Consider the following 22,696-nt stretch of genomic DNA (forward strand, 5'->3'; position numbering starts at 1 on the left):
TATCTCAACCGATCATGGAACGTGCGGTTCGAACAGGCTTCCCGCCCGGGTGATCTTCCCGTTGTACGCGCATGAAGACAGGGCCTCTCGGTAGCTCGGGGATGCGAATCTGACCGAGCAGTGCCGGGAGGCCCTAGTGTCCTTGTTGTACGTGTCCGAGCCGGTCCAGTTCAACTCGGCTGCTCCATCGTGTGATTGCCTCGCGCATGTGTACGGCAACGCGGCCGACCATCCCGATCGGGTGCGCCGGTATCCGTCGGACATGACGGACGCGGAGTGGGCGGCCGTGCGGCCGTTGCTGCCGGTGCCGGCCTGGCTGAATGGGCGGGGTGGACGCCCCGAGGGCTACTGCCACCGCCAACTGCTGGACGCGATCCGCTACCTGGTCGCGGGCGGGATCTCCTGGCGGGCGATGCCCGCGGACTTTCCAGACTGGGGCCGGGTCTACGCCTTCTTCCGCCGCTGGCGCGAGCACGGGCTGGTCACCGAGTTCCACGACCGGCTGCGCGGGAAGGTCCGTGAACGCGAAGGCCGTGAGGCCGAGCCCACCGCGGGGATCATCGACGCCCATTCGGTGCGGGCCGCCGCGACGGTGCCGTCCGCCTCACGCGGCTACGACGGCGGAAAGAAGGTGCCGGGCCGCAAACGGCACATCGTGACCGACACGCTGGGCCCGCTCCTGGTCGTCTCGGTCACCGCCGCGAACATCGGCGACCGGGACGCCGCGGCAGGACTGCTGACCCGGCTGCGCCTTCTGCACCGCGACATCTCCCTCGTCTGGGCCGACGGCGGCTACACCGGCGGCCTCGTCGACTGGTGCCGGGACAGACTGGCCCTGACCTTGGAGATCGTCAAGCGCACCGACGACATGACAGGGTTCGTGGTCCTCCCCCGACGCTGGGTGGCAGAGCGCACGTTCGCGTGGTTGATGAACTCCCGCCGTCTGGCCCGGGACTACGAGACGTTGCCGGCCAGCAGCGAGGCGGTGATCCGGTGGTCGATGGTCACGCGGATGAGCCGGCGTCTGGCACGGCCACGGGCCGCCGGCCGGCACTGAACATCCCCGATACCTCAAGGAGGAGCCACCCGCGGTCTGCCAGGCGCCTGGCCTTCGAACGCACCCCCTCGACCTTCGCCGGCGTCGTCCCAAGGCCCAGCTCCGCCGCGATCTCCTTGGCCTTCACCGGTCCCTTGCCCGCGGACCGCCGCTCCTCCAACACGCCCAGAATCCGCTGGTAGTCGGGCGCGAGCAGGGTCACCGGCAGCCCGTCCCACCAGGGCGGCACCACCGACCCCGGCACCGGTGAGGGCACCGTTTCCTGCTCCGCCTCGGTCACGGCAGTCGTCTCGGCGGCGGACAAGGCCAGGGCCTCGACCAGCTCCTCCCGCAGGCCCTCCACCCGCACCCGGGCAGCCGCCTCCCGCTCCTCCAGTATTCCCAGCACCGACGCCACCGCGCACCCCTCGGTCATGAAGCAGATACAAGACGCCGCATGCCTCCCTCACTCCGAGCAAAACCATGCCTGACCAGTAGAAATCAACGGATCACGTTCGGTTGAGATACGGCTTCTCAGGTCAGGACTTGGTGCTGGATGAGCCGTAGACGGATCGGGCCGGTGCTGTGGTGGATGGCGTTGGAGAGCAGTTCACTGACGATCAGCTCCGTGGTGGTCACCAGTCGCTCCAATCCCCATTCGCTGAGCTGACGGGCGGCCACGTGCCGGGCGGTGCGGACGGCGAAAGGCTCGTTCGGCAGGTCCCAGGAGGCGACCTGGGTTGGGCTGAGTGCGTTCGTGCGGACAAGGAGCAAGGTGACGTCATCACTTGATGCCTGAGTCGCCAACGTCTCGGTCACTTGGGTGCTGAGGTCTTCCAGGGGTCGACCGGCATGCGCTGCCAGGGTGGCGCCCAGGCGGTGCATGCCGACGTCGATGTCGTCGTCGCGGGTCTCGATCAGGCGTCGGTGTAAAACGCGAGCACGCTGCCCTCGGACAGCTCCAGTTCCACGGCGTCGAAGGGGACCAGCCCGATGCCGAGGGGGGCTCCTGCGGGAAGGTCGGGGAAGGTGACGTGGCCCTGCGGGTCGACGATCACAGGCGGAGGGTGCCCGGCCCGTGCCATCGCGCACCGCCGGGTGACCGGGTCGTAGACGGCATACAAACAGGTAGCGCCCAGAACCACGGGGCCATGCTCTGGCGCGTCGGCGTCGTCCTCGGTCAGCCGGCGGACCGTGCCATCGAGGTGGGCCAGCAGTTCGTCGGGAGGCAGATCCAGGTCCGCGAGCGTGCGCACGGCGGTGCGCAGCTGGCCCATGGTCGCCGCGGCGTTGATGCCGTGCCCGACCACATCCCCGACCACGAGGGCCACCCGCGCGCCGGACAGCTCGATTACGTCGAACCAGTCGCCCCCGACGCCTACGTCCGTGTCGGCTGGCAGGTAGCGCGAGGCCACCTCGGGCGCCGTCATGTGCGTCGGATGACCAGCACGGCCACGTCGTCGAGGTGGTCTACCGCGACCGCGGCGTCGAGGATGCGGTCGGCGGTCTCCTCGGCGCTCAGTCCGTCGTGGAGGGCCGCGCCGGCCAGTGTTCCGGCTCGCTCCAGTCCGGCTTCCAGTGTGAGGCCCGGTCCTTCGACCACGCCGTCGGTGACCATGACCAGCGCGCTGTCCTTGTCCAGGGTGAAGGTCTCCTCGCGGTACTCGGTGTCGGGCACGACTCCCAGGACCGGCCCGCCCGGCAGCTCGCGGATGCTGTGGCTGCCGTCGTCGCGCGCGCACAGCAACGGCACATGGCCGGCGCTGGCGCCCGTGACCCGTCCGTCGTCTGGGTCGATATGCAGCATGGTGCAGCTGGAGAATCGTGCCGCGTCCATCGTGACGAGCAGTTCGTTGGTGCGCGTCAGCACGGTTGCCGGATCCGGTTCCTGGGCGGCGATCGCGCGCATGGAGGCGCGTACCTGTCCCATGGCTGCGGCGGCGTCCACGTCGTGCCCCTGGGCGTCGCCGATCTCCAGGGCGATCGTGCCGTCGGGCATCACGAAGGCGTCGTACCAGTCGCCGCCGATATCCAGCCCGTCGCGGCTCGGTCGGTAGCGGGCGGCGACCTCCAGGCCCGCGAGGTGCTCGGGCAACGTGGGGAGCATGGTCTTCTGCAGCGCCGCGGCCAGCTCCACTCGCGCCTGTTGCAACCTGATGCGCCTCAGTGCCTGGCCTGCCAGGTCGGCCAGCGTACCCATGAGGGTCATCTCGTCCAAGGATGGCCGGTATCCGCTGCCGTGGGTCACCAGCCACGCCCCGAGTGGCTGATTGCCGGTCTCGCTGAGGGGGGTCATGGAGACGGCGTAGTCGGAGCCGAGTCGGCCGAGCCGCGGAAATTCGGCCCCGTTTGGCCAGCGATGGATGTAATCCGTTCGGTCGGGGATGAACTGCGGCTTGCCGGTGCGGATCGCCTCGGGCAGCGGGCTCGGATGGTCCAGCGACATGCCGTGCATGGGGCTGGCCTCCCGCATGGCTATCCCGGCATCGGTGGAGACGCGCAGGCGGCCTTCGTCGACGAGCGCGAGCAGGGCGCCGCTGGCGCCGAAGGTGGCGGCGAGCCGGGTCAGGACGACCTGCTGCAGCTCCTGCTCCGTGGCTGCAGTGATCAAGGCGGAGGAGAACTCGGCGATGTCTTTGGCGCGCTGTCGCTCGGCAGCCAGCGCGGCCTGCGCCTTCTCTTTGCGCCTCTCCTGCTTGGTGTCGTCGCGGATCACCCCGAAGATCCGCTCGGGGCCGCCATATCCCAACTGGATCCGACGGGTCTGAGCGGCCAGTTGGTGCCAGCCGCCGTGCTGGGGGAGGTACCGCAACATCAACCAGGGGGATTGGGCGGAGGTCGAGCGCAGGAGCCGCCGCAAGGTTTCCCGGTCGTCAGAGTGCACTGCCGAGATCACTCTGGAAAGCGACGCAGTGGGACCCGGGAAGAGCGCGGCCAGGGCGGGTGCGCCACCGAGCCACTCCAGCTGGTGCTCATGGGGTGAATACATCCACAGGCCGAGGTGGGCGGCCGTGGTGGCCATCCGGAACGGGATCAGCAGGCTCGCCAGGTCGTTTCGCGCATCCAGGGCATGCACCCAGACCAGCTGCTCGTCACCAGTGGGATCCTCGACCGTCCGTGCCTCGACCAAGCAGGCGACGGGTGCTCCGCCTCGTCCGGGGAAGTCCAGCACCCGCATCGCGACCGTCTTCGTCCTGGCGGCGGCCACCACGAGACTCTCGGCCGACATCCGCTGGCTTGCGGGCCACAGATCACCGAAGTCACGTCCCAGCAACTGCTCAGCGAAGTCACGTCCCAGGCACTGCTCCGCCGGCTGGCCCAGCGCTGTGGCCATCGCAGCGTTGAGGCTGCGGATGGCACCGTCCAGCGCCAAAAGAGCTGCCGGGTCATCCCCTCGAAGGAGTTCGTCCGAGGCATCCATTGCGGCTCCCTGGAACATACCAAAACAGCCTCTTCAGCCATTTTCGCGCATTTTGCCGCGATATGTCGGTAAAGGCTGCGTCTGACCGCCTGCGTCGAGTGACGACGGCAGGGAACCCGCTGGAAACGGCAGACGGCCGCCCGTGAAGAGGGGGCGACGGAGCTCGGTTGCGGTACAGCAGCGGAGTACAGCAACCCCAGCAATGGCCCATGGCCTGTAGCGTCCCTTGGAGACTTCGACGCGACCGCTAAGGCCGCCGTTGACCGATCCACATCCAGCTACGAATCAGAAGTTTCCCGTGCCACAACCGCGCCAGATCGGGCGGGGACTCACGGGAAACTGCGGCTACTGGCGGAGACCACAGCCAGCAGCCGCCGAAGTCGCATCTCGCAGGTCAGCGATCCAGGGCGGCTTCGCCGCCCGCCGTGGGGCAGGTAAATGGGCGCGCCGAGCACCCCGTGACCCTTGATCAACACTGCATCGCGGGGCGGCAACGCAGGAGGCGGAGGTCAGCTGGTCAACTACCTGCGGTTTTGCCCACCCCGGTTGGTATTTACGCGTCAGAGGTGCTACATCCCGCAAGCGATCAGTGATTCCCAAGCTCAGGGCGCGAGTTCGATTCTCGTCACCCGCTCCATCGAAAGAGCCCCAGGCCAACGGCCGGGGGCTTCTTTGTTGCCTGGGCTTGGTGCGCATCGGGCGACACGCCTGCACCACACTCTCTGTACAGGCCTGCACCGCACTCTCTGTATCGGGGTCGCCGGAAAGCCGGCCGGACCGCTCGAAACCGCCCGGCCTCGGCGACAGCCGGGGACAGTAATCGCGAGCCGCTTCGCGCATACTCCAGTATGCTTGCCGCATGTCCTCAACGACTCGCATCACCGTCACCCTGCCCAGCGACCAGGTGGCGGAGCTCCGCAAACTCACGGACAACGTTTCCGGCTACGTGGCTGAAGCGGTCGCCCGCCAAATTCGGCACCAGCTGCTGGGCGACGACCTACGACGCCATGAAGAAGAGCACGGAAGCTTCAGCGACGAGGAACTGGCGGAGGCCCGGTCGAAGATCTTCGGTGCCGCCGGCACCTCCAAGGACGCGGACGCCGCATGAGTGAGCGCATCGAAACCGTTGTCCTGGACTCGGAAGGGCTTTCGGCCTGGATCACACAGGACCGCAAGTTCCTCGCGATGCTGCAGGTGTTCCACGAGATGGGTGCCGACCTTGTCATCGGGGCGAACACCATCGTGGAGGTCAGCCACTCTCGCACCAACATTCCGCGCCTCAACTGGACGCTGTCGCGGATCAAGGTGGACCCGGTCACGGAGCAAGCGGCAAGGGCCGCTGCAGAACTCCTCAAGGGAGCCGGACTGCACGGCCACAAGTACGCCATCGACGCCACCGTGGCCGAAGTGGCCCTTCGCCAGCTAAAGCCGGTCGCGCTGCTGACGTCCGACAGCGACGACATGACAAGGCTCTGCGGTGGCCACGTCCGGATCATCCCCCTCTGACTCAGCCCTCTTCGAGAAGATGCGCCTCGACGCTTCCTCATCGGGATGTCCCATGGCATGCAACCTCGGTGGACGTCCACAGCGCCCTTGCCGCTCGTGCCCCATCCGTGCCCAGCCGAACGGTCAACAGCAGTGAACAAGGGCTCCGAGGGTGCCGTGCCAGGAGCGTCTCCAGAGCGGCGTATCAGCAGGTCAGGGCGCATTCGGTCACCGCAAGAACCGTTGATTCCCAAGCTCAGAGCGCGAGTTCGATTCTCGTCACCCGCTCCATACAAAAGCCCCAGGCCAGTAGCCCGGGGCTTCTTTGTTGTCCGGACCAGTTCAAGCGTCCCGTGCCATATCCGTGCCAGATGCCTGGTCATCCACTGCTTCGCGCCGAGCCCGTACGAGCTGGTCGAGGCCGGCCGCCACCTCGCGCTGCCGCTCCAGGTCCGAGTGCTGATAGATGAGCGCGGCGCGTTCGGTCGACTGCCCCGCGCGCACCATCGTGTCCTTCAGCGTCGCCCCGGAACGGGTCGTGAGCGTGTGCCCGGTGTGACGAAGGTCGTAGAAACGGAAGCCGTCAGGAAGACCGACCTTCGTACGCGCAGCACGCCACTTCCGCCCGAAGATGGACCGGCGAAACGGCTTACCCTTCTCCCCCACGAACAGCAGTCCGTCCGGACCATTCTCGGCGTACCAGTCGAGATGCCGACGGAGGTCGGCCCGCAGAAAGGCCGGCAGAACCACGAGCCGCTTGCCCGCCTCGGGACTTGGTCGGCCCCTCTGCCCGATTGCCGGTGGTCAGCTCCGGAGCAGCCCGCCGTACCCGGACGGCCAGGTTGTCGAGATCGACGTCCTTCCGACGCAGCTCGGCTTGTTCCTCCGGCCGGAGCGGTCCGTAGGCACCGAGGAAGACCATCAGCCGCCAGCGAGGCCCGAGGGCATCGGCGAGCGCGTCGACCTGGTCGACGGTGGCGACAGGCCGTTCGGCCGCCGGTGGCCATGAGTCGATCACCGCATAGAGCGGCCCACGGCCAAGACGATGGTTGCGGACGCTACCCCCTCCGGAACAACGAAGAGACCACCCATCCGGCCGGGGTGGTCTCTTCGTTCTAGGGCCTGTCCGAAGGGTCGCGTCACCGACCCCGCACCGACAGCACTGTCACACGAATGGCCCAACATGACGTGCCACCCACATGGGCGAAGATCAAGCTGATTAGTGCCCCAACCGAGGCAATCCGTGAAAGGCGAACCAAATGCGCATTCGACGAATCCTCGCCGCCGTCATCGCCACGGCTGCCCTCACCGGACTCGGCCTCACAGGCGCCGCCACCGCCACCGCCGCCACCGCCACCGCCACCGCGCAGGGTGCCCCATCCGTCGTCACCCCTTCTGAGTGCAGGCAGGGCGGCGGAATGCCCGATCTGGCGGACAACCTCTGCAAGGGCGGTACGCACGAAGGGGAGCAGGTCGACTGAACCCCACAAGGCGCCCCGCAGCCACGCGCCGCGGGGCGCTCCCGCGCGAGCGTAGCCGGGAGAGTCGCAGGGACTGTGCGGACCCGTCGGGCACGCTAAGTCCGAGTCGGCCCAGAAGCACGCGGCGGGCGGGAGCTCCCGAACGCCGTCGCGCGCGGGCGCAGCGAGCTGCCAAGGTTTGCGCGGCCGTAGGCCGACGATGTGGACTTCTTGGTGGTTCTAGCCAGTTCGACCGACTACCGCGAGTGTGGTGTCGGGCGGGACGAAGGAGTCGCTGACGGGAGCGGTCGGCCAATCTGCGGCCAGGCAGTGCGCATGCGGATCTTGCTGGACTTGTATGCCCAGGTCAAAGGCTCGTAGTGGCGATAAGCGGACCGGTCTTGAAGACCGTGGCTGCGCGAGCGCGGTAGAACAGCCCGGCCTCCTGTGGGGCACGTCCCGTGCCCCACCGCTCTCAGGCACTGCCGCCCGGTGGGGCGGCCCCGGCGACCTTCGACGCGCCCCGGCGCACTGGCCACCAGCTGTACAGGACGGACAACAGCAGGATCGGGGCGGTGGCCCAGGCCATCAGCTTGAGGCTCGTCCCCCCGTCCCCGTCGTCGGAACCCATCAGCACAATCGGGAAGCCGCCGAGCGCGAGGGCCAAGCCCGCCACGAGCCCGGCGATGGGCTCCCAGGGCGGGTTGGCCCCCTCGGGCGTGGGTCGATGCCGCAGCCACCACCAGTACGACAGGAGTCCTAGCCCGGAGGCCAGCGCCGCCACGGCGAAGGCCCCGGGCAGCCGCCCGTCGTGGACGGGGGACCGATAGGTCTCCTGCGTAAGGGAACCGAACCGGATCGCACGGAGTTCGTCGTTCCAGTAGATGCCGGTCACACGGTCGCCGCGGCGCACGGAGTCGTATACCTGCAGTGAGCCGTCCATGCGCACCCGGTGCTCGGCCCCTTCGGGACGGTCCGCGTAACGCAGGGTGAGGAAGTATTTGTGGGTCTTCCCGCTGAAATCGGTCTTCTTGTCCGTGACGGTCGCCACGACGGCCGCCCGGCATGTGTCGGACCGGGTGCCGACCGGGCAGTCCGGCGCCGCGGCGTACGCCCGGTTGTCCCTCTCGGCGAGCGGCACGAGGGCGAACAGCACTCCCGACACCAGAACGAGCAACAGGCCGACCGCGCGAACACGCCGCGCCCCTCCTGCGGATTGCCGGATACCTTCTCTTGCCCCGCCCACCACGTCCGTCTCCCCCACCGTTTCGTCCCCCTGGCATACTCCGCTCCCACAGCATCGTTCACCAGGCGGTGCACCCGGCATCAAGATGCCCTACAGATTGCCGGACACCGACCTGGACAGCCGCCCTGCACTCCTGGAGCCGATGCCGGACGGAATTGAGCACTGTGCCTCATGAAGTTGCGGGTCACGGGGCTGGTGTGCGCGGGGCTCGGGATGCTCGTGCAGGTCGTGGGCGGGTGACTTCAGTTCAGATCATCGGCCACCGGGAGACTTCTCGGTTCGTCAGAACCAGCAGGGCTCTCTGACCAGGGCGGTCGCCCACTTCGGGTCGGTGCGAACCTTGCCGAGGACCCGCCAGTTCTTCAGGTGGGCGAAGCCGTGATCCACCGGTGCCCGGACTGCGGCAAGAGCTCGGTTGGCCAGTTTCTGACTGTAAGTCAGACGTCGGTTTCGGGCGGCCTTGTAGCCGGTGATCACTGCCTGGTCGGCGCCAGAACCGGTGTCGTCGAGCCCGACGAACCCCAGGTCGGCGATCGCGCCGAGCCCGGCAGCCCGCCCGCTCGGCCTGGACCTCTTGCAGCTGCTCGACCAACTCCTCGGCGAGTGGGTCCATTTCACCCGGACGAGCCGTGATCCGCTCCAGCTCCCGCACGCCCACGCCCTCCCGACGTACCGGCCCGGTGACGGATCGTGAGAGCGGCAGCACGGTCACCGCAGCCGAACCCGACAACGCCCCCGGCCGGCATGTCAGACGATCTTCACCGTGGACACCGGCCGACGATCAGCGCGAGTATCCCGCCCGCACCTCACACCAGTCCCGCGACCTGCAAACTTCACAATGCACAGGTCTCAGTCTCCCGCTACTGCGCATCCGTCAGTTCGCGTCGCCGCGCCATACGACCCACATGCTCAGCGCCGACCCTGATCCAACCACCCAGCAAGAGCCATCAGAAACGACCTAACAGGCTGAGTCGGGAGTGCGCTGCGGAGCAGCCAGGACCCAGGCGGCGAAGGCTTCGACGCCGTCCACGACTGCCTCGAAGCGCGGGGAGTGGAACAGGTCGAAAGCGTGCTGTCCGCCGGGCAGTTCGGCGTAGACCACGGTGCTCTCCGAGACGCGGCGCAGTTGGGCGACGAAGTTCCGGGCGGCCTCGACGGTCGCCAGCGCGTCCCCGGTGCCGTGGGCGATGAGGAATGGTGGCGCACCGGGGTTGAGGTACGCATACGGTTGGTACGGGGACGGCGTTTCATCGGGCTCCTCGCCGAAGAAGTGGCCGTAGTAGCCGTAGAGGCAGATCGCAGCGGTGACCGAGGTGTCGGCCGACTCGAATCCGGGCTGGAACACCGGGTCGTTCGGAGTGAGCGCGCACAGGGACGCCAGGTTGGATCCGGCGGAGCTGCCCGCCACGAACAGCCTCGACGGATCGGCGCCGTACTCGGGGGCGTGCTCGCGGACCCAGGCAATGACCTTCTTGGCGTCGATCTGGTGGCCGGGGAAAGTGGTCTGGGGCCGCAGCCGGTAGTTGGCGCTGATGCACACCCACCCCTGGCTGGCGAGCCGGTACAGCAGGGGCCGTGCTTCGCGGTTCTTCGCTCCGCTGGTGTAGTGGCCGCCGTGGAAATAGATCAGGACCGGCGCGTTCTGCGGCGCGTCGCGGCGGCGGTAGATGTCGAGGAGATTCCGGCGCCCGGCGTCCCCGTAGCTGATGTTGGGGATCCGCTGCACGTCACGCCGCCGCATCAGGCCCGGCAGCAGCAGGATGCGGGCCCAGGGCCGGTGGCGGCGCAGCGGTACGTGCACACGATCCCGCCAGCCGGCCCCGAGGCCCCGCTCAAGAGCCCGTCCGACCGCCTGATCCGTGCGCAGGCCCCGCCAGGCGGAGACAGCAAGGCCGACGGTGGCGACGGCGGCCACCGCGGCCGTCACCTTGGCGCCCGGTGACTCCAGATCGCCCTGGGCGGCGGCCAGTGCCGTGGAGGCCACCAGGACATAGATGCCCACGAACGGCACCTCGTTGAGGCCCAGGCCGAACCAGAAGCTCATGGTCGCCAGTGGCCGGGGCCGGCGTGGCGCGACAACGGCGAAGAAGGTGCACCAGGCGAAGAGCGCGGTCGTCGCCACATATCCCATCGGCATGTCCATGAACGTAGCACCGTCAACTTCGGGAAATTTCCTGTGACTTCAGTCAGGCCGACGTCGTCGAGCAGGCCCGGCAGATGTCAGGAGATCCGTACTGTCACGGACTTACCGGGCTTGAGGTTGATCCGCTTGCGGAAGTCACCGGCGCGCAGCTCGGTCGTCGTGCCGCCGACGCTGCGGACCGTGGCCTCGGTTGCTTTGCCGTTGCGCCAGGACAGGTCCACCTCGAAGCCGCCTCGGGCTCCCACACCGCTTACCGAGCCCTTGGCGGCCCAGGCGTGAGGGAGTGCGGGCAGCAGTTCGATCACGTCCGGTCGGGAGTAGAGGATCATCTCCAGGGCGGCCGCGGAGCCGCCCAGGTTCGCATCGATCTGGAAGATCGTGTAGCTGCCCTGGCTGTACATGTCGAACCAGTTGGCCGAGCTGCCGTTGCCGTTGTTGAGCGATGGTCGGAGGATCGTCAGGTAGAGCTGGTATGCCTTCTCCGCGTCCTTAAGACGGGACCAGCACAGCGACCGCCACGCGCACGCCCAGCCGTAACTGTCCATGCCACGGGCGGTGAGCAGCGCGCGGACACCGTCGAGCAGTGCGGCGGGGCTGGTGTCGGCGCTGATCCTGTCGCCGGGGTACAAGCCGATGAGCGGGGACAGGTGACGGTGCGTGGTCTCGCCAAGGTTGTCCGGGCTCATCCATTCCTCGAGCCAGCCGGTCTTCGGGCTGACCTGAGGCATGTAGAGCTTGTCCTGCATCGCTGCCAGGTCGGCAGCGAGCTCCACGTCCCGGTGCAGTGTTCCGGAGGCCACCTTGAACTCTTCGAAGAGCTCCCACGCCAGTTCCTGGGCGTAGGTGTTGCCCTTGCCGTCCGGGCCGTGCTCCGGCGACCAGGAAGAATCGTCGATCAGCACCTCGCGTGACGTCCCGTCCGGATCCGTGACCGTTTTGGTGATCAGCCGTGCCTGCCAGAACTCGGCCGCGCCCTTGAGCACCGGGTATATCAGTTCCAGGTAGTCGCGGTCCTGGCTGTACTCGTAGTGCCTCCAGAGGGAGTTGCAGAGCCAGGCGTTGCCCGACGGGTGCCAGACCCAGCCGCTACCGCCATAGATATTGGTGGAGAAAGCGATCGCCCAGCCGGCTATCTTCCCGGTGCTGTTGCGAAACCTGTTGCGCTCGTTGTTGTACAGCCGCTTGGTGACGTCGGTCCAGACCGGCAGCTGGGACACGCAGTACTTGGCGAGGGCATGGGAGTTCTCGCCAAGTCCGGCAGGGTCGGCCAGCCAGTAGTTCATCTGGACGTTGATGTCGGTGTGGTAGTCCGCGTACCAGTCCGGGTTGTTGTTGTGCACCCAGAGACCCTGCAGGTTCATCGGGAGCCAGTCACGGGAGCCGGTGATGGTCAAGTAGCGGCCGTACTGGACGTAGGTTGCCTCCAGTTCCGGGTCTGGCGTGGATTTGTCGGTGTACCGCACCGCGATCCGCGACCATGAATCCAGCGAGCGCTGCACCGGGGACGATTTGCCCAGGTCGATCGTGAACCGGTTGTAGAGCCGCTGGTAGTCCGCCACGTGCGTGTTGAGCAGCTGGGTGGCGGACACCTTTGCCGCAGCGCTCACCTTGCCGCGGGCGACGGCGAGGGGATCAGTGGCCGGCTCGCGATAGTTCTTTGTGGCATCGGGAGAGTAGTCGGTGCCGCCGCACAGCACGATCAGCAGCTCGTGACAGTCGACAAAAATGATCTTGTCGCCGTCCACGCGCACCTTGCCGGTATCGCTGGCCGCGGTCACTGCGGCGGCATAGCGCAGGCCGTTGCCCAGCGCCCCGGCGATCGACAGCTGCCCGTTGCCACCGGACGTCGTCTCATCGTGCGTACCGGACAGCGAGACCGTGCCGGTGTGCTTGCCGTCGCCGGTGAGCCGCATGACGACCACGTCGTCCGGATGGCTGATGTAAACCTCGCGACGGTAGCGAGTACCACGGTGTCGATAGGTCGCGGACACCACGCCGTTGCTCAGGTCGAGCTGGCGCCGGTAGTCGCTCATCGCGTCGCCCGAGTGGCCGGGCAGCGCGATGCGGAGTTTGGCGAGTAGTCCGAAGCTTCCGAAGTCGTCTTTGCCGTAGGGCAACTGTCCGTCGTCGGTGAGAGTGTCGTTGCGGCCGCCGGTCCAGAACGAGCCGTCGGTGAGGTAGACGAAGTCGTCCGCCGGGTCGCAGCCGATCAGCGCACCCAGCCGGCCGTTGCCGACCGGTAGGGCCTCCTGGATGATGTTCGCCTCAACAGCAGGCGTGCGGTACCAGATCGTGGTGGCTTTGCCTTCCGGAACCATGTCCACGCCGGACGGGCGGATCGGGTCGGCGTGCGCGGTGAACGGGTACAGGCCGCCGGCGAAGGCGAGACCACCGCCGGCGGCGCCGGCGAAGCGGAGGAAGTTGCGACGGGATGAAGTGGGCACGGCAGGTCCCTTCGACAGGAACACACGGGATGTCGCCGCTAACTATTCACAATTATTTGGTCGGGTCAACGGTCAGCACCTACATTCATCCGATCTATAAACCTGAAGTAGCCGTCTTTGTAAGCTTTTCATCCACTTCACGGTCCTTCCATTACTGACTGGCACACGTGAGATCCGATGACTATCCGCGACGTTCGTTGAGCGCCCCTGGCTCCGGTCGCGCATCAATGCTCAGGGCGCTCTTCGTGAACACGTACTGACTGGTACAGAGCGGGGTGCTGAACTCGCCGTCTGGTGGTAGAGCACCGAAGCCTCACGGAGGCAGGTACGTCCTCCGGCGTGGTCACCGAGGTCACCTTCTGCTCGGCCTGGCCGGATCGCTCCCCTGTGGGCATTTTCCATGCGTGTCACACATCCAGGCCTCTCGTGCCCGATCCCGGTCCTGGATCTTGATGGACGACCCGATGTCACCGCGTCTCCGTTGCAGACACACGTGCACTGCCGAACCAGGGACACGGGCCCCGTGCTCCCTGTCGTCAAACCGCACGTCTTCTGCCACGGCGGACCCGGCATCTCGGATTTCTTGGGCGACTTGGCCGATCTCTTGACAGACCGGACCACCGTGCACCGCTGGGACCAACGGGGATGCGGGCGGTCGCAACGACGCGGGCCGTACTCCGTCGCCCGATCCGTGGCCGACCTGGACGTCGTCCGCCGCCACACGAGTAGCGCTCAGGCCGCACACTGGTGCAACTCGGCTCAAACTGGTTCGGGTTGCGATTCCGGTTGCCGCGCTGGTGCGGTCCTCGGTTTCCACAGTGCGTTGGTCCTTACGTAGCCGTGGACCACTGAGGTCGTCACCAGCATGAAAAGTGGTCCGGACACCCACGGGTGCTTCGCGATCTCCAACGGTAGATAGCGATAAGACACCAAGAGCGCAGCGAAGACGGTTGCGCCGCAAGCGACCAGCTGGATCCCTGATCGATCCCAGCCGCGGTCGAGCGAACGCAGAGCTGCCTCGATCGTGAGCGTAAACACCACGCCGGCAATGAGATCCGCGCCGTAGTGGTAGCCAAATCCCAGCGTTGCGCAGAGCGTAGCTATCAGCCAGAACGTGCCTGCGAATCGCAGAAGCCGTGGACCCGTCCGGGAATGAATGAAGATCGCGGTAGCCCACGCCGTGTGCAGGCTGGGCATGCAGTTCCGTGGGGTGATCTCGTCGAACGGCATGTGGTGCGGGGTATTGATCGGCGGCGGCGTTTCCGGCCACAGGTCGGCCACCGCCCAGTGCTCGCTGGGCGGCGTTTCCGACCACAGGCTGACCGTCGCCCAGTGCTGGGCGCCGGTGCCGTAGGCGAAGATCGGTCCGACCACCGGGAAGATCATGTAGATGGCGGGCCCGAGGAGGCCGATCACCAGAAAGGTGCGCACCAGATGATGGCCCGGGAAGCGGCGCTCGACCGCCACGTTACGCAGTTGATAAAGCGCGACGATGACCGCGGCCACCGCGAGCTGACCGTAGACGATGTCGAGAAAATTGAAGCCGATCGGGCCGGTGGCCGTGACGATCCGGCCCACCAGCCACGACGGGTTGCCCAGCGCGTGATCGGCGGTTGCCACGTACTGGTCGAGCACCGCTGGGCGGGTCTTTGATGTGATGAGTAGCCAGGTGTCGCCGGTCTTGCGGCCGGCCACCAGCAGGAGGCCCAGCCCGACGCCCTTCAGCAGCAGGACACGTTCCGGGCCGGTACGGCGAGTGACAGCGATGACCGCATAGCCCAGAAGTACCCACAACGCACCGTTGCCGAAGGGGTGGCCGCCGGTCATCTTGGCGTCGACCGCCCACCGGACCACCAAGAAGGCGACGTCGATACCGATCGCGGCAGCAGCTGCGGTGAACCGTTGCCGCCAGGTGAGCACCACCATCATCAACGCCATACCGGCGTACAGCAGGAAGCCTGATTTGGGGGCGAATATCACCTCTCGCGCCTGGTTGGTGATCGGCCCCGGCAGGCCGTAGCGACGTGCGGCGATCTCCAGCGCGATCAGGAATCCGAGGGCCGCGACACCCGCAACGCCCCAGAGTCTCACCCGTGGTTGACGCCACACGGAGAACACTGTTCTGCTGCTTATTCGCGAAAAGGCCTGCGATGGTATATATCTCAATTTTCAGCCGATTTTCTATATTTTGATTAAAAGTCAGGGTGGATTCGCTTGCCACCTTCCGATCGGGCTGCCTTCTCCCTCACCAAAAGCAGCCCGCCCGACGGGCGAAGACGGAAAGAGCGCAGTCCGGGTTCCGCCTCGTTCATGATGCGGCGTGGGACGCGTCGCCCGATCGTTGGCTCCGGCTCGGCGAGGGGAACACGGATCCTGAGTTGTCGACGTCGACGTCCCGCCGGCGTATCCCTACAGCCTCAGCGAGCCCGTCGCCCTGGATGTCCCGTCATCCGGACTACCGTGAACAGTGGCGGCCGCACCAGATGCGCACCAGGTTCGAGTGCTGATCGATCAGCGCGGCACGCTCGGAGGACTGCCCGGCGCGGACCATCGTGTCCTTCAGCGTGGTGCCCGACACAGCTCGTCGGTCGTGGCGGAGAGACGGCACTCCTTACCCATTGCAGCGCGTGGTCCTTGAAGTTGACTGCCCCGGCATCCGGGGCCTGCCAGCCCCCTGCCGAACGTCGGTCTGCTGTTCCGCGAGCCAACAGCATCCCGCGTCGTCTCGAAAGTGTGCGGGGCCGGACGGTCGATGCCATCGGGGCCGAGGTAGCGAGCCTGGTACCGGCCTGACGGCAGCCTTCGGATGCGGCCGAAGCGCCGCTTCTTCTTCGCCATCAAGGTTCCACGTGGGCCGAAGGCGGACGGGACGGAAGCTGGGGTGAGTGGTGGGTCGGGGTCGCAGCCAGGTGCGGATTACCTTCGAGCTGTAGCCCTTGTCGCCGACGACGTGATCGGGCCTGACGCGCGGGCGCTCAGTCGAGGACCGCGAGGTGGTCGGCGGCGCCTCCGTGCCACTCGATCATGAAGAGGGTGGCGTCGTCGCTGGTGCACCCGCGCCGTTCCCACTTCAGTGTGTGGGAGAGCCGGCGCAGATCCGCCCGCAGCCCCTGCGACGGCTCCTCCCCCAGGCGGTTCACGCAGCGGATGAGGCGTTCCTCGCCGAACTGCTCCCCGTTGTTGACGTGTTCCTCGATGATGCCGTCGGTGTAGCACAGCACCCGGTCGCCTTGCTGAAGCGTGTGCTCTCTGATCCGGGGCTCCTCACCGCCGAAGCCGACGGGCAACGTCGTCGCGCTCTCCAGCTGCTGCACGACCCGGCCGTCGCGGATCAGCAGCGGCGCGGGGTGGCCCGCGTTGACCAGTTGCATCTCACCGGTGGCGATGTTCACATGCATCAGCTGCGCTGTGACGAAGTGGTCCGGCCCGAACTGCCGCGAGATGGCATCGTCCATCAACGCGTACTTCTCGGCCAGACTGACGAAGACGCGCCGGGCATGACGGTAGGCGCCGATGGCCACGGTCGCCATCGTGGCAGCGTCCAGGCCGTGGCCCATCGCGTCGATCACGGCCACATGCAGGATGTTGTCGTTGAGGGCGTAGTCGAAGCTGTCGCCGGCGATGCGGTAGGCGGGCTCCAGGATGCCGGCCACCTCGACCTGCGGCACGGACATCGACATCGGCGGCAGCAGGCTCCACTGGATCTCCGCGGACACGCTCATCGGCTCACGGCGCCGGGCCCGGGAGAACTGGTCGGTGTAGGCGCCCTTGGTGACCAGCATGTCGGCGACCAGGCCGGAGAGCCGACTCAGCAGCCGCCGGTCGTCGTCACCGACGGCGTCCAGAGTGAGGGCCATCACGCCCACCGTGTCGCTGCCGTCCAGCAGCGGCAGGTACATCCGGACGCCCGAGGGGGCTTGCGGCACCTCGACGACGCCCCCGCGCAGGAACGCCCGGCCGGCGGGGGAATCAATGATCGGCTCGGGCTGGCTGACGTGCAGTTTCCTGCCCGGCAGCGACACCAGCAGCTCCTGCGCGTAGTCCTGGAGCAGGATGGAGACGTCACGACCTCCGATCCTGGCAACCTCCTCCGCGACCAGCGGGACGATCAATTGCGGCGGCAGCAGCCGTGCCCTGTCCAGCAGCAGACCGAGCAGCCGCTCGCCAAAGCCCTCCGACCGATCCACGCTCTCCTCGCCCATGGCCGGAATGCCACCTCCTTCCTGCCACCGCCCCGGTCACCGCCTCCGCACAACGTGACCGGATACGCCCGCCCGATCGGCTCATTACGCCAAGCGCGGCATGTCGGCCCACGTCGTCGGCGGTCCGCGGTTCACTCGGAGCTATGAACAAGGCTGGGCAACCCCGAAGCCTCCCGCACTCCGGCAGAGCTCTACGCTGACCTCCTGAACAGCGGTGATGCACTCACTGACCACTTGAGTCCGCCATGGTTTCCGGCGAGTCGGCGTGCGCGGTCGGGGACATGAGCGAGGGTGCCGCCAGGGCGGCTGCTGTCAGCGAGGCGGCGCCCGGCGCCGGTAGGGATGATCACGGTCGGGGTGACGAACCGCCGGTCACGAGGACACGAGCGGTGTTGCCTCCGGGTGTGGTGACCGGAAGGTTCCGGCATGCCGTTCGATCCGTCGGGGGCTCATATCCCCAGGACTGCCGCACTCCGCCGGATGCCCCGCCGGAGTACCTTGGACATACCCAGAACATTCCGTACACGAGCTTCCGAGCCCGTGTCGTTCTTGGCGATTCACAACGCCGGGCCGGTGCAGACCGGCCCGGGGCAGGGTTCGCGTCATGACTGCGACCATTCTGTACACGTCCGCGGTCGACGACCGGACCTTCTCTTTGTCCTCGTTGCCGCCGCGCCTCTCGCTGGCCCCGGCCGGCACCGATCCCGCGCTGCTGGACGGCGCGTGGTGGCCGCGGTCGCGCGATCTGACGGCGGAACTTCCCGCGCTGACAGCGGTGCTCGACCCGCTGTGGGGGCGGATCACCCGCGTGACGGTGAACCCCACCGTCTGGCCCGTGATCCCACGGAAGGTGCCCGTCCGGGGCCATGTGGTCCACGTCGGCTGGTTCAAGCCCGAACAGGACCCGAACAAGTTGCTGCTCCTCTCCTACACCACCGGCCGTTGGGACCTGCTGGTGATCCCACCGCAGACGGACCCGGGTACCGCCGCCCGACTGCTGACCGCAGCCGCCGATCCGGCACGGAGCCTCACCGCCAGTGGGCTGCTGCGGGAGGCCGAGCTCTTCCGGGCTGCGGCCGAGGCCGACTGGGACCTCGCCCGGGAGACGGTCTGGGACTCCGAAGGCGGCCACAGCGCCCGTCCGGCCTCGCGACGCCGTACCGGAGCAGTCGTCGCCCGGGCGCCCGGCCCACGGGAAGGGATGTGAGGCGTGGAGATCTTCATCGATGTGCACGCCCGGAGGAGTGGCTGGCTATGACTTCGGACGCGCATGTCCCTGGCCGTACCGATGACGCGGCGCCGCTCCTGCTCCTGTCGGACACGAGCGGCCAGCCGATCGTTCCCGGGGTCGCGGTGCTGCGGATGGAGACGACCTCCAATCGTGAGGGGATCTTCGACGGTGCGTGGTGGCCGCGTTCCCGCGACATCGCGTCCCAACTGCCCCGGCTGATCGATGCCTTGGTCGCTCGACTGGGACCCATCGCGCGGGTCGGTCTGGACGCGAGTGCCTGGGACAATGCTCCGGGCCACCTCGTGATCGGTGGCCGGACCGTCCGTATCGACTGGTCCGCCGTCGACGACAGCACGATGATCGTCACGCGTGGTGAGCAGGACCACTTCTCGTTCCTGGTGATCCCTCCCCAAGCCGGTGCCGCCGCCGCGCGCGCTGCGATGGCCATGGCCGTGCAGGACGGAAACTGCACGCCTGCGGAGCAGATCCTCATGAGCGTGGGCATCATCCCCGCATCACCGAGTTGATGCGGGCATGGAAGCGGCTCCGGATGGTCTCGCCACCGGAGCCGGCCCTTCCAGGGCGCCACACGTGAGAGTGTGCGTCCTTGCCTTCAGGATACACCGCAAATCGGTCTAAAGCGGATTCGTTCCCCGCCTATTCCGAAGTGCCGTGCCGCTGCCCTGCTCTGCGCCACAGGTATGAGCATTGCTCTAGGAGTCTGACCGGGGAGGTTGTGCGCCCCTGGGGGTATGTCCAGGGGCGCAGTCACCTCACAGACGCATGGCGCTGCTCCTCAGAGGCCGCCGCCGTTGCGATACAGCCATGAGAACGAGCGGACGCTACCAAGCCTTGTGGCTGTTGTCCTTGTGGCTGTTGTCCTTCTTGCCGTTACTCTTGTGACCGTCCCCCTTAGATCCCTTGTCTCCCTTGTGGCCCTTCGGGCCCCTGTCTCCCTTGTGGCCCTTGTCTCCCTTGTGACCCTTCGGACCCCTGTCTCCCTTGTGGCCCTTGTCTCCCTTGTGACCCTTCGGTCCGGGAGGCCCGGAGGGGCCAGGAGGCCCGGAGGGTCCGGGAGGACCGGTGGGGCCGGTCGATCCGGTCGGTCCGGGAGGACCGGTGGGGCCGGTCGATCCGGTCGGTCCGGGAGGACCGGTGGGGCCGGTCGATCCGGTCGGTCCGGGAGGCCCAGCCGGTCCCGTCATGCAGACCGACCTCGTGATGACGTTGTGGTCCAACGTGACCGCACCATTACGCGCCAGCGCCCGGCCCTCAATCGCCGCATTGGTGGTCACCGTGATGGCCGTCAGGGCCAGGATGTTGCCCTTGAAGAAGGAGTTGGTGCCGAGGGTGGCGGAGCTCCCCACCTGCCAGAACACGTTGCAGGCCTGCGCTCCGTTGATGAGCGAGACGTTGCTCGACGAAGCTGTGGTCAGAGTGGAGCCGATCTTGAAGATGAAGACGGCGTTCGGGTCACCCTGGGCGTCGAGAGTGACAGTCCCGGTGAGACCCAGCGACGACGAAGCGCTGTAGACGCCGGGAAACAGCGTGGATCCGCCGATGTCACCCGGGGAGGTCAGGACGGTGTTGGTCGGCCTGCTGGCCGCGTCGTTGTACGCGATGGTCAGGTCGGACTTAGCCTGAACGGCGGCGGCATCGGCGACGTGCTGCACTCCGTTGACGACTCCGGGCGGAAAGCCCGTCACCGAGCTCCCAGGGCTGAGTCCCAGGTCGCCGTTGACGACCGTGTTGGGGACCGGGGGGACGACCACATTGGTGACCGTTGTACCGGCCAGGACCGCGTAACTCGTGGCGGCCCCCAATCCCACGGACGCCTCAGCTGCGCTCGCAAGGTTCGAGATCAAAGTCATCGTCAGCACCAGCGCGGCCGCGGGCAGCATGGCGACAGTTGCTTTGAATCTCCGTGTTCGCCGCCTGCCAGGCGGGGTGGAGGGGATGGCATCCAATGCCATGGATGAGTCCTTTCTTCGTCACCGTTGACCTCAGTCGCCAGGCTCCCTGGCGCTCGAGGTGAGCTCTGGTCAGGTCACAGGCGCTGTACTCACGACGAGCTCTCGCTGACTCGTGATGCATCGTCACTCGCCTATAGAAACTACTCATATACATGTAAAAAGGATTTTATTTGGACTCAAGGAGTCGCGCTGACACGGCGTTCGCTCTACCAGCGGATACCAACGGATCAACTGGGCTACCGACGCAGCAGCAATGACGAGCACAATCACGCCGCCGACCCTGGCCTGGCCGGGGCGGAACAGCAGCGCGGCACCACCCCCGGCAACCGCTACGGACGTCCCAGCTTCCGACTGTCCGGTTAGGGATGTGACCAGCAGTAGCGGCCCGGACCGAGACTGGATGGCCTGCCTTGGCGGCCGCGCTGGACCAAGCCCAGCGCGCCGGCCACAACAGCACAGCCCTCCTGCGCAGGGTCACTGCGCAGCGGGAGCTCGAAAGCGCGGATTGCCTCAGCGAGGTGCTTGTCTGGCGCCTGTACCGGCTGGATCTCGTGCCGGCACGCGCCAAAGGAGCAACGACCGGCGAAGCGGGTCGTCCACACCGCTCATCCTGTCGCCGTCCCGGGTGCGGAGGCTACGCACCCCCGTCGGCGTTGAGGACGACACCAGCGTCCATGACCCCTGGAGGTACTCGCCGGCCACGACCAGTCGGGAGAAGTAGCCAGAGGCCGACTGCAGCATCGCCAAACAAGAACAGGCTCGGCTCCTCCTTGGCCCGCCCGCGTCGGCGGGTTCACGGCAGGCCCGCACCCATGGCCTTGAAGGCCAGGGGCGAGGTCGTCTGGCTGAACGCTTGACAGGGACGGACGGCTTCCCCGGATCGCGGGGGAAACCTCGAGGTATCCGGGGGCGAGCTCGTGGAGCTGTCCGTCATCGAAGAGGGGGTTGGCGCGAGGGGTGATCCAGGGGCCGGGGCCAGCAGTCACATAAATGCTGGCCCCAGCCCCCGGCCATCTACGTCACACCTGGATTCGCGAGGCTGCCGCACCCGCGCGGGTGGGCATGCTCAGTCATTGCTCTGCTGTCGTACGAGGCGCTGGGCGCGCTCGCGTCGTGTCTTGGAGAAGGGGTCCACTGTCGTACCGGCGCCCTGGCCGGGAGTGGTCTCCCCCTTGCGCAGCTTGCGTGCCACGTCGCGTACTTCGCGGCTGTCGGGTCCCCGGTCGAGGTAGAAGAGGGATTCATCCAGCGGATTGTCGTCCCCTCCCCAGCGGACGACCCCTTCGAAGTCGGCGAGGATGTCGCGCACCACGATTTCTTGGAGGGGGAAGAGGCTTCCCTTGGCGGAGGCGCCTGGGCGGATGCGGACCGCGGTGCCAGAGGCGAGGTTGGACGAGGGCAGGCTCTTGTTCAGGCTGTCGATCGACCGCCAGCCGGCGAGGTCGATGGAGTGGAGTGGTTCGACCTCGTAGTGGAAGCGGCGGATGACGTGGAGCAGGATGGCTTCTGCGTCGCCGATGCGGATGTCGAGCTTGAGGCCGGTTCCGGGAACTGGGCGGGTCCACACGGTGGAGACATGGTTTGCCTCCTTCTCCAACGGCCAGCCGTTGGCGGATGTGGGTACGTCGGCCGGTGCGGTCTTCGGGGCCTCGATGGACGCGGCCGTCGCTACGCTCGGCGTCAGAGAGGTCACAGCAGTTGCGGCTGCGACGACGCCCGCGTGCATCAGCACGGTACGTCTGGAAACGTCTCGTATGTTGTGCTGCATGTCTTCGTATCCCTTCTCACGGTGTGTTGATGATCAGCGCCGTGATCGGCAGCAAAGTGGCAAGGACGCTGAGTAGCCAGTAGGTGGGTGGTGTGAGCGAACTCCGGCGTGCAACCGCCCGGTTCACAGCCATCCAGAGCAGGATGTACGGGCCGACGACGACGGCAGCGATCGGCAGCCAGAGCGCCATACCGTCGTTTTCCTCCGCCGGGGGGCCTGTCAGCCAGCTTGATGCGAGGTACCACAACAGCCAGAACGGCACTACGCCTGGGATCCCCAGAAGCAGA

General features: G+C 67.0%; 18 protein-coding genes and 3 pseudogenes. 7 read left to right on the forward strand and 14 right to left on the reverse strand.

What is annotated here, in order from left to right; genetic code table 11:
• The first annotated feature begins 262 nt into the window (after window positions 1-262).
• On the forward strand, window positions 263-1,057 hold the full coding sequence (locus OHB49_RS20630) for an IS5 family transposase (RefSeq protein WP_329162042.1): 795 nt from the start codon (window positions 263-265) through the stop codon (window positions 1,055-1,057).
• On the opposite strand, the gene OHB49_RS20635 is transcribed toward OHB49_RS20630, so the two are convergent.
• The 3 genes and pseudogenes from OHB49_RS20635 to OHB49_RS20645 form a co-directional block, all read right to left on the reverse strand.
• On the reverse strand, window positions 1,005-1,472 hold the full coding sequence (locus OHB49_RS20635) for a hypothetical protein (RefSeq protein ID WP_329162044.1): 468 nt from the start codon (window positions 1,470-1,472) through the stop codon (window positions 1,005-1,007). The two genes, OHB49_RS20630 and OHB49_RS20635, sit on opposite strands and share 53 nt — an antisense overlap.
• A gap of 104 nt (window positions 1,473-1,576) precedes the next feature.
• Window positions 1,577-2,463 (reverse strand): annotated as a pseudogene (locus OHB49_RS20640) (SpoIIE family protein phosphatase); the annotation flags it as partial.
• Window positions 2,463-4,457 carry a SpoIIE family protein phosphatase gene (locus OHB49_RS20645; RefSeq protein ID WP_329162046.1) on the reverse strand — a complete coding sequence of 665 codons (1,995 nt, stop codon included), beginning with the start codon at window positions 4,455-4,457 and terminating at the stop codon, window positions 2,463-2,465. The gene OHB49_RS20645 and the pseudogene OHB49_RS20640, both read right to left, overlap by 1 nt.
• Before the next feature lie 859 nt (window positions 4,458-5,316).
• Between OHB49_RS20645 and OHB49_RS20650 the strand changes: the two genes are divergently transcribed.
• Window positions 5,317-5,565, forward strand: coding sequence for a type II toxin-antitoxin system CcdA family antitoxin (locus OHB49_RS20650; RefSeq protein WP_329162048.1), 249 nt, complete (start codon window positions 5,317-5,319; stop codon window positions 5,563-5,565).
• Window positions 5,562-5,963, forward strand: coding sequence for a PIN domain-containing protein (locus tag OHB49_RS20655; RefSeq protein WP_329162051.1), 402 nt, complete (start codon window positions 5,562-5,564; stop codon window positions 5,961-5,963). Before OHB49_RS20650 ends, OHB49_RS20655 begins: the two co-directional genes overlap by 4 nt.
• 321 nt (window positions 5,964-6,284) lie before the next feature.
• On the opposite strand, the pseudogene OHB49_RS20660 reads toward OHB49_RS20655, so the two are convergent.
• A pseudogene (locus OHB49_RS20660) lies at window positions 6,285-6,939 on the reverse strand (tyrosine-type recombinase/integrase); the annotation flags it as partial.
• 262 nt (window positions 6,940-7,201) lie between these two features.
• On the opposite strand from OHB49_RS20660, the gene OHB49_RS20665 reads away from it, so the two are divergent.
• Window positions 7,202-7,423 (forward strand): hypothetical protein, encoded by a 222-nt coding sequence (locus tag OHB49_RS20665; protein ID WP_329162053.1) that lies wholly within the window; start codon window positions 7,202-7,204, stop codon window positions 7,421-7,423.
• Between the two features lie 454 nt (window positions 7,424-7,877).
• Here the strand turns inward: OHB49_RS20665 and OHB49_RS20670 are convergent, their stop codons facing one another.
• The 4 genes and pseudogenes from OHB49_RS20670 to OHB49_RS20685 form a co-directional block, all read right to left on the reverse strand.
• On the reverse strand, window positions 7,878-8,567 hold the full coding sequence (locus OHB49_RS20670) for a hypothetical protein (RefSeq protein ID WP_329162055.1): 690 nt from the start codon (window positions 8,565-8,567) through the stop codon (window positions 7,878-7,880).
• A 328-nt stretch (window positions 8,568-8,895) separates the two neighbouring features.
• Window positions 8,896-9,203, reverse strand: a pseudogene (locus OHB49_RS20675) (transposase family protein); the annotation flags it as partial.
• A 403-nt stretch (window positions 9,204-9,606) separates the two neighbouring features.
• Entirely contained in the window at window positions 9,607-10,785 is a 1,179-nt protein-coding gene (locus tag OHB49_RS20680) for an alpha/beta hydrolase (RefSeq protein WP_329162057.1), read from the reverse strand.
• Window positions 10,786-10,868: 83 nt separating this feature from the next.
• Window positions 10,869-13,235 (reverse strand): glycosyl hydrolase family 95 catalytic domain-containing protein, encoded by a 2,367-nt coding sequence (locus tag OHB49_RS20685; protein ID WP_329162059.1) that lies wholly within the window; start codon window positions 13,233-13,235, stop codon window positions 10,869-10,871.
• 400 nt (window positions 13,236-13,635) lie between these two features.
• Between OHB49_RS20685 and OHB49_RS20690 the strand changes: the two genes are divergently transcribed.
• On the forward strand, window positions 13,636-14,073 hold the full coding sequence (locus OHB49_RS20690) for an alpha/beta fold hydrolase (RefSeq protein ID WP_329162061.1): 438 nt from the start codon (window positions 13,636-13,638) through the stop codon (window positions 14,071-14,073).
• Here OHB49_RS20690 and OHB49_RS20695 read toward each other — a convergent pair.
• The 3 genes from OHB49_RS20695 to OHB49_RS20705 all read right to left on the reverse strand — a co-directional run bounded on the left by OHB49_RS20695 (window position 13,995) and on the right by OHB49_RS20705 (window position 17,437).
• Window positions 13,995-15,344, reverse strand: coding sequence for a phosphatase PAP2 family protein (locus OHB49_RS20695; RefSeq protein ID WP_329162062.1), 1,350 nt, complete (start codon window positions 15,342-15,344; stop codon window positions 13,995-13,997). The two genes, OHB49_RS20690 and OHB49_RS20695, sit on opposite strands and share 79 nt — an antisense overlap.
• A gap of 346 nt (window positions 15,345-15,690) precedes the next feature.
• The gene (locus OHB49_RS20700; RefSeq protein WP_267881604.1) at window positions 15,691-15,813 is read right to left on the reverse strand and encodes a hypothetical protein; all 123 of its coding nucleotides are present in this window, start codon (window positions 15,811-15,813) and stop codon (window positions 15,691-15,693) included.
• A 397-nt stretch (window positions 15,814-16,210) separates the two neighbouring features.
• Window positions 16,211-17,437, reverse strand: coding sequence for a PP2C family protein-serine/threonine phosphatase (locus OHB49_RS20705; protein ID WP_329162065.1), 1,227 nt, complete (start codon window positions 17,435-17,437; stop codon window positions 16,211-16,213).
• 604 nt (window positions 17,438-18,041) lie between these two features.
• On the opposite strand from OHB49_RS20705, the gene OHB49_RS20710 reads away from it, so the two are divergent.
• Together OHB49_RS20710 and OHB49_RS20715 are read left to right on the forward strand one after the other, a co-directional pair.
• Window positions 18,042-18,644 carry a DUF5994 family protein gene (locus tag OHB49_RS20710; protein WP_329162068.1) on the forward strand — a complete coding sequence of 201 codons (603 nt, stop codon included), beginning with the start codon at window positions 18,042-18,044 and terminating at the stop codon, window positions 18,642-18,644.
• Between the two features lie 47 nt (window positions 18,645-18,691).
• Window positions 18,692-19,195 (forward strand): DUF5994 family protein, encoded by a 504-nt coding sequence (locus OHB49_RS20715; protein WP_329162072.1) that lies wholly within the window; start codon window positions 18,692-18,694, stop codon window positions 19,193-19,195.
• A 315-nt stretch (window positions 19,196-19,510) separates the two neighbouring features.
• Here the strand turns inward: OHB49_RS20715 and OHB49_RS20720 are convergent, their stop codons facing one another.
• The 3 genes from OHB49_RS20720 to OHB49_RS20730 all read right to left on the reverse strand — a co-directional run bounded on the left by OHB49_RS20720 (window position 19,511) and on the right by OHB49_RS20730 (window position 22,599).
• Window positions 19,511-20,641: an ice-binding family protein gene (locus OHB49_RS20720; protein WP_329162073.1), complete on the reverse strand. Its 1,131-nt coding sequence runs from the start codon at window positions 20,639-20,641 to the stop codon at window positions 19,511-19,513.
• A gap of 1,066 nt (window positions 20,642-21,707) precedes the next feature.
• The gene (locus tag OHB49_RS20725; protein WP_329162074.1) at window positions 21,708-22,409 is read right to left on the reverse strand and encodes a hypothetical protein; all 702 of its coding nucleotides are present in this window, start codon (window positions 22,407-22,409) and stop codon (window positions 21,708-21,710) included.
• A gap of 16 nt (window positions 22,410-22,425) precedes the next feature.
• Window positions 22,426-22,599, reverse strand: coding sequence for a hypothetical protein (locus OHB49_RS20730; protein WP_324608715.1), 174 nt, complete (start codon window positions 22,597-22,599; stop codon window positions 22,426-22,428).
• Window positions 22,600-22,696: the final 97 nt, after the last annotated feature.

It is taken from the genome of Streptomyces sp. NBC_01717 (assembly GCF_036248255.1).
GTDB lineage: Bacteria > Actinomycetota > Actinomycetes > Streptomycetales > Streptomycetaceae > Streptomyces.

Coding starts and splice junctions, on each gene's coding strand:
- OHB49_RS20630 (WP_329162042.1), top strand. CDS start 263: ATGACGGACGCGGAGTGGGCGGCCGTGCGGCCGTTGCTGCCGGTGCCG.
- OHB49_RS20635 (WP_329162044.1), bottom strand. CDS start 1,472: ATGACCGAGGGGTGCGCGGTGGCGTCGGTGCTGGGAATACTGGAGGAG.
- OHB49_RS20645 (WP_329162046.1), bottom strand. CDS start 4,457: ATGGATGCCTCGGACGAACTCCTTCGAGGGGATGACCCGGCAGCTCTT.
- OHB49_RS20650 (WP_329162048.1), top strand. CDS start 5,317: ATGTCCTCAACGACTCGCATCACCGTCACCCTGCCCAGCGACCAGGTG.
- OHB49_RS20655 (WP_329162051.1), top strand. CDS start 5,562: ATGAGTGAGCGCATCGAAACCGTTGTCCTGGACTCGGAAGGGCTTTCG.
- OHB49_RS20665 (WP_329162053.1), top strand. CDS start 7,202: ATGCGCATTCGACGAATCCTCGCCGCCGTCATCGCCACGGCTGCCCTC.
- OHB49_RS20680 (WP_329162057.1), bottom strand. CDS start 10,785: ATGCCGATGGGATATGTGGCGACGACCGCGCTCTTCGCCTGGTGCACC.
- OHB49_RS20690 (WP_329162061.1), top strand. CDS start 13,636: ATGCGTGTCACACATCCAGGCCTCTCGTGCCCGATCCCGGTCCTGGAT.
- OHB49_RS20705 (WP_329162065.1), bottom strand. CDS start 17,437: ATGGGCGAGGAGAGCGTGGATCGGTCGGAGGGCTTTGGCGAGCGGCTG.
- OHB49_RS20710 (WP_329162068.1), top strand. CDS start 18,042: ATGACTGCGACCATTCTGTACACGTCCGCGGTCGACGACCGGACCTTC.
- OHB49_RS20715 (WP_329162072.1), top strand. CDS start 18,692: ATGACTTCGGACGCGCATGTCCCTGGCCGTACCGATGACGCGGCGCCG.
- OHB49_RS20720 (WP_329162073.1), bottom strand. CDS start 20,641: ATGGCATTGGATGCCATCCCCTCCACCCCGCCTGGCAGGCGGCGAACA.
- OHB49_RS20725 (WP_329162074.1), bottom strand. CDS start 22,409: ATGCAGCACAACATACGAGACGTTTCCAGACGTACCGTGCTGATGCAC.
- OHB49_RS20730 (WP_324608715.1), bottom strand. CDS start 22,599: ATGGCGCTCTGGCTGCCGATCGCTGCCGTCGTCGTCGGCCCGTACATC.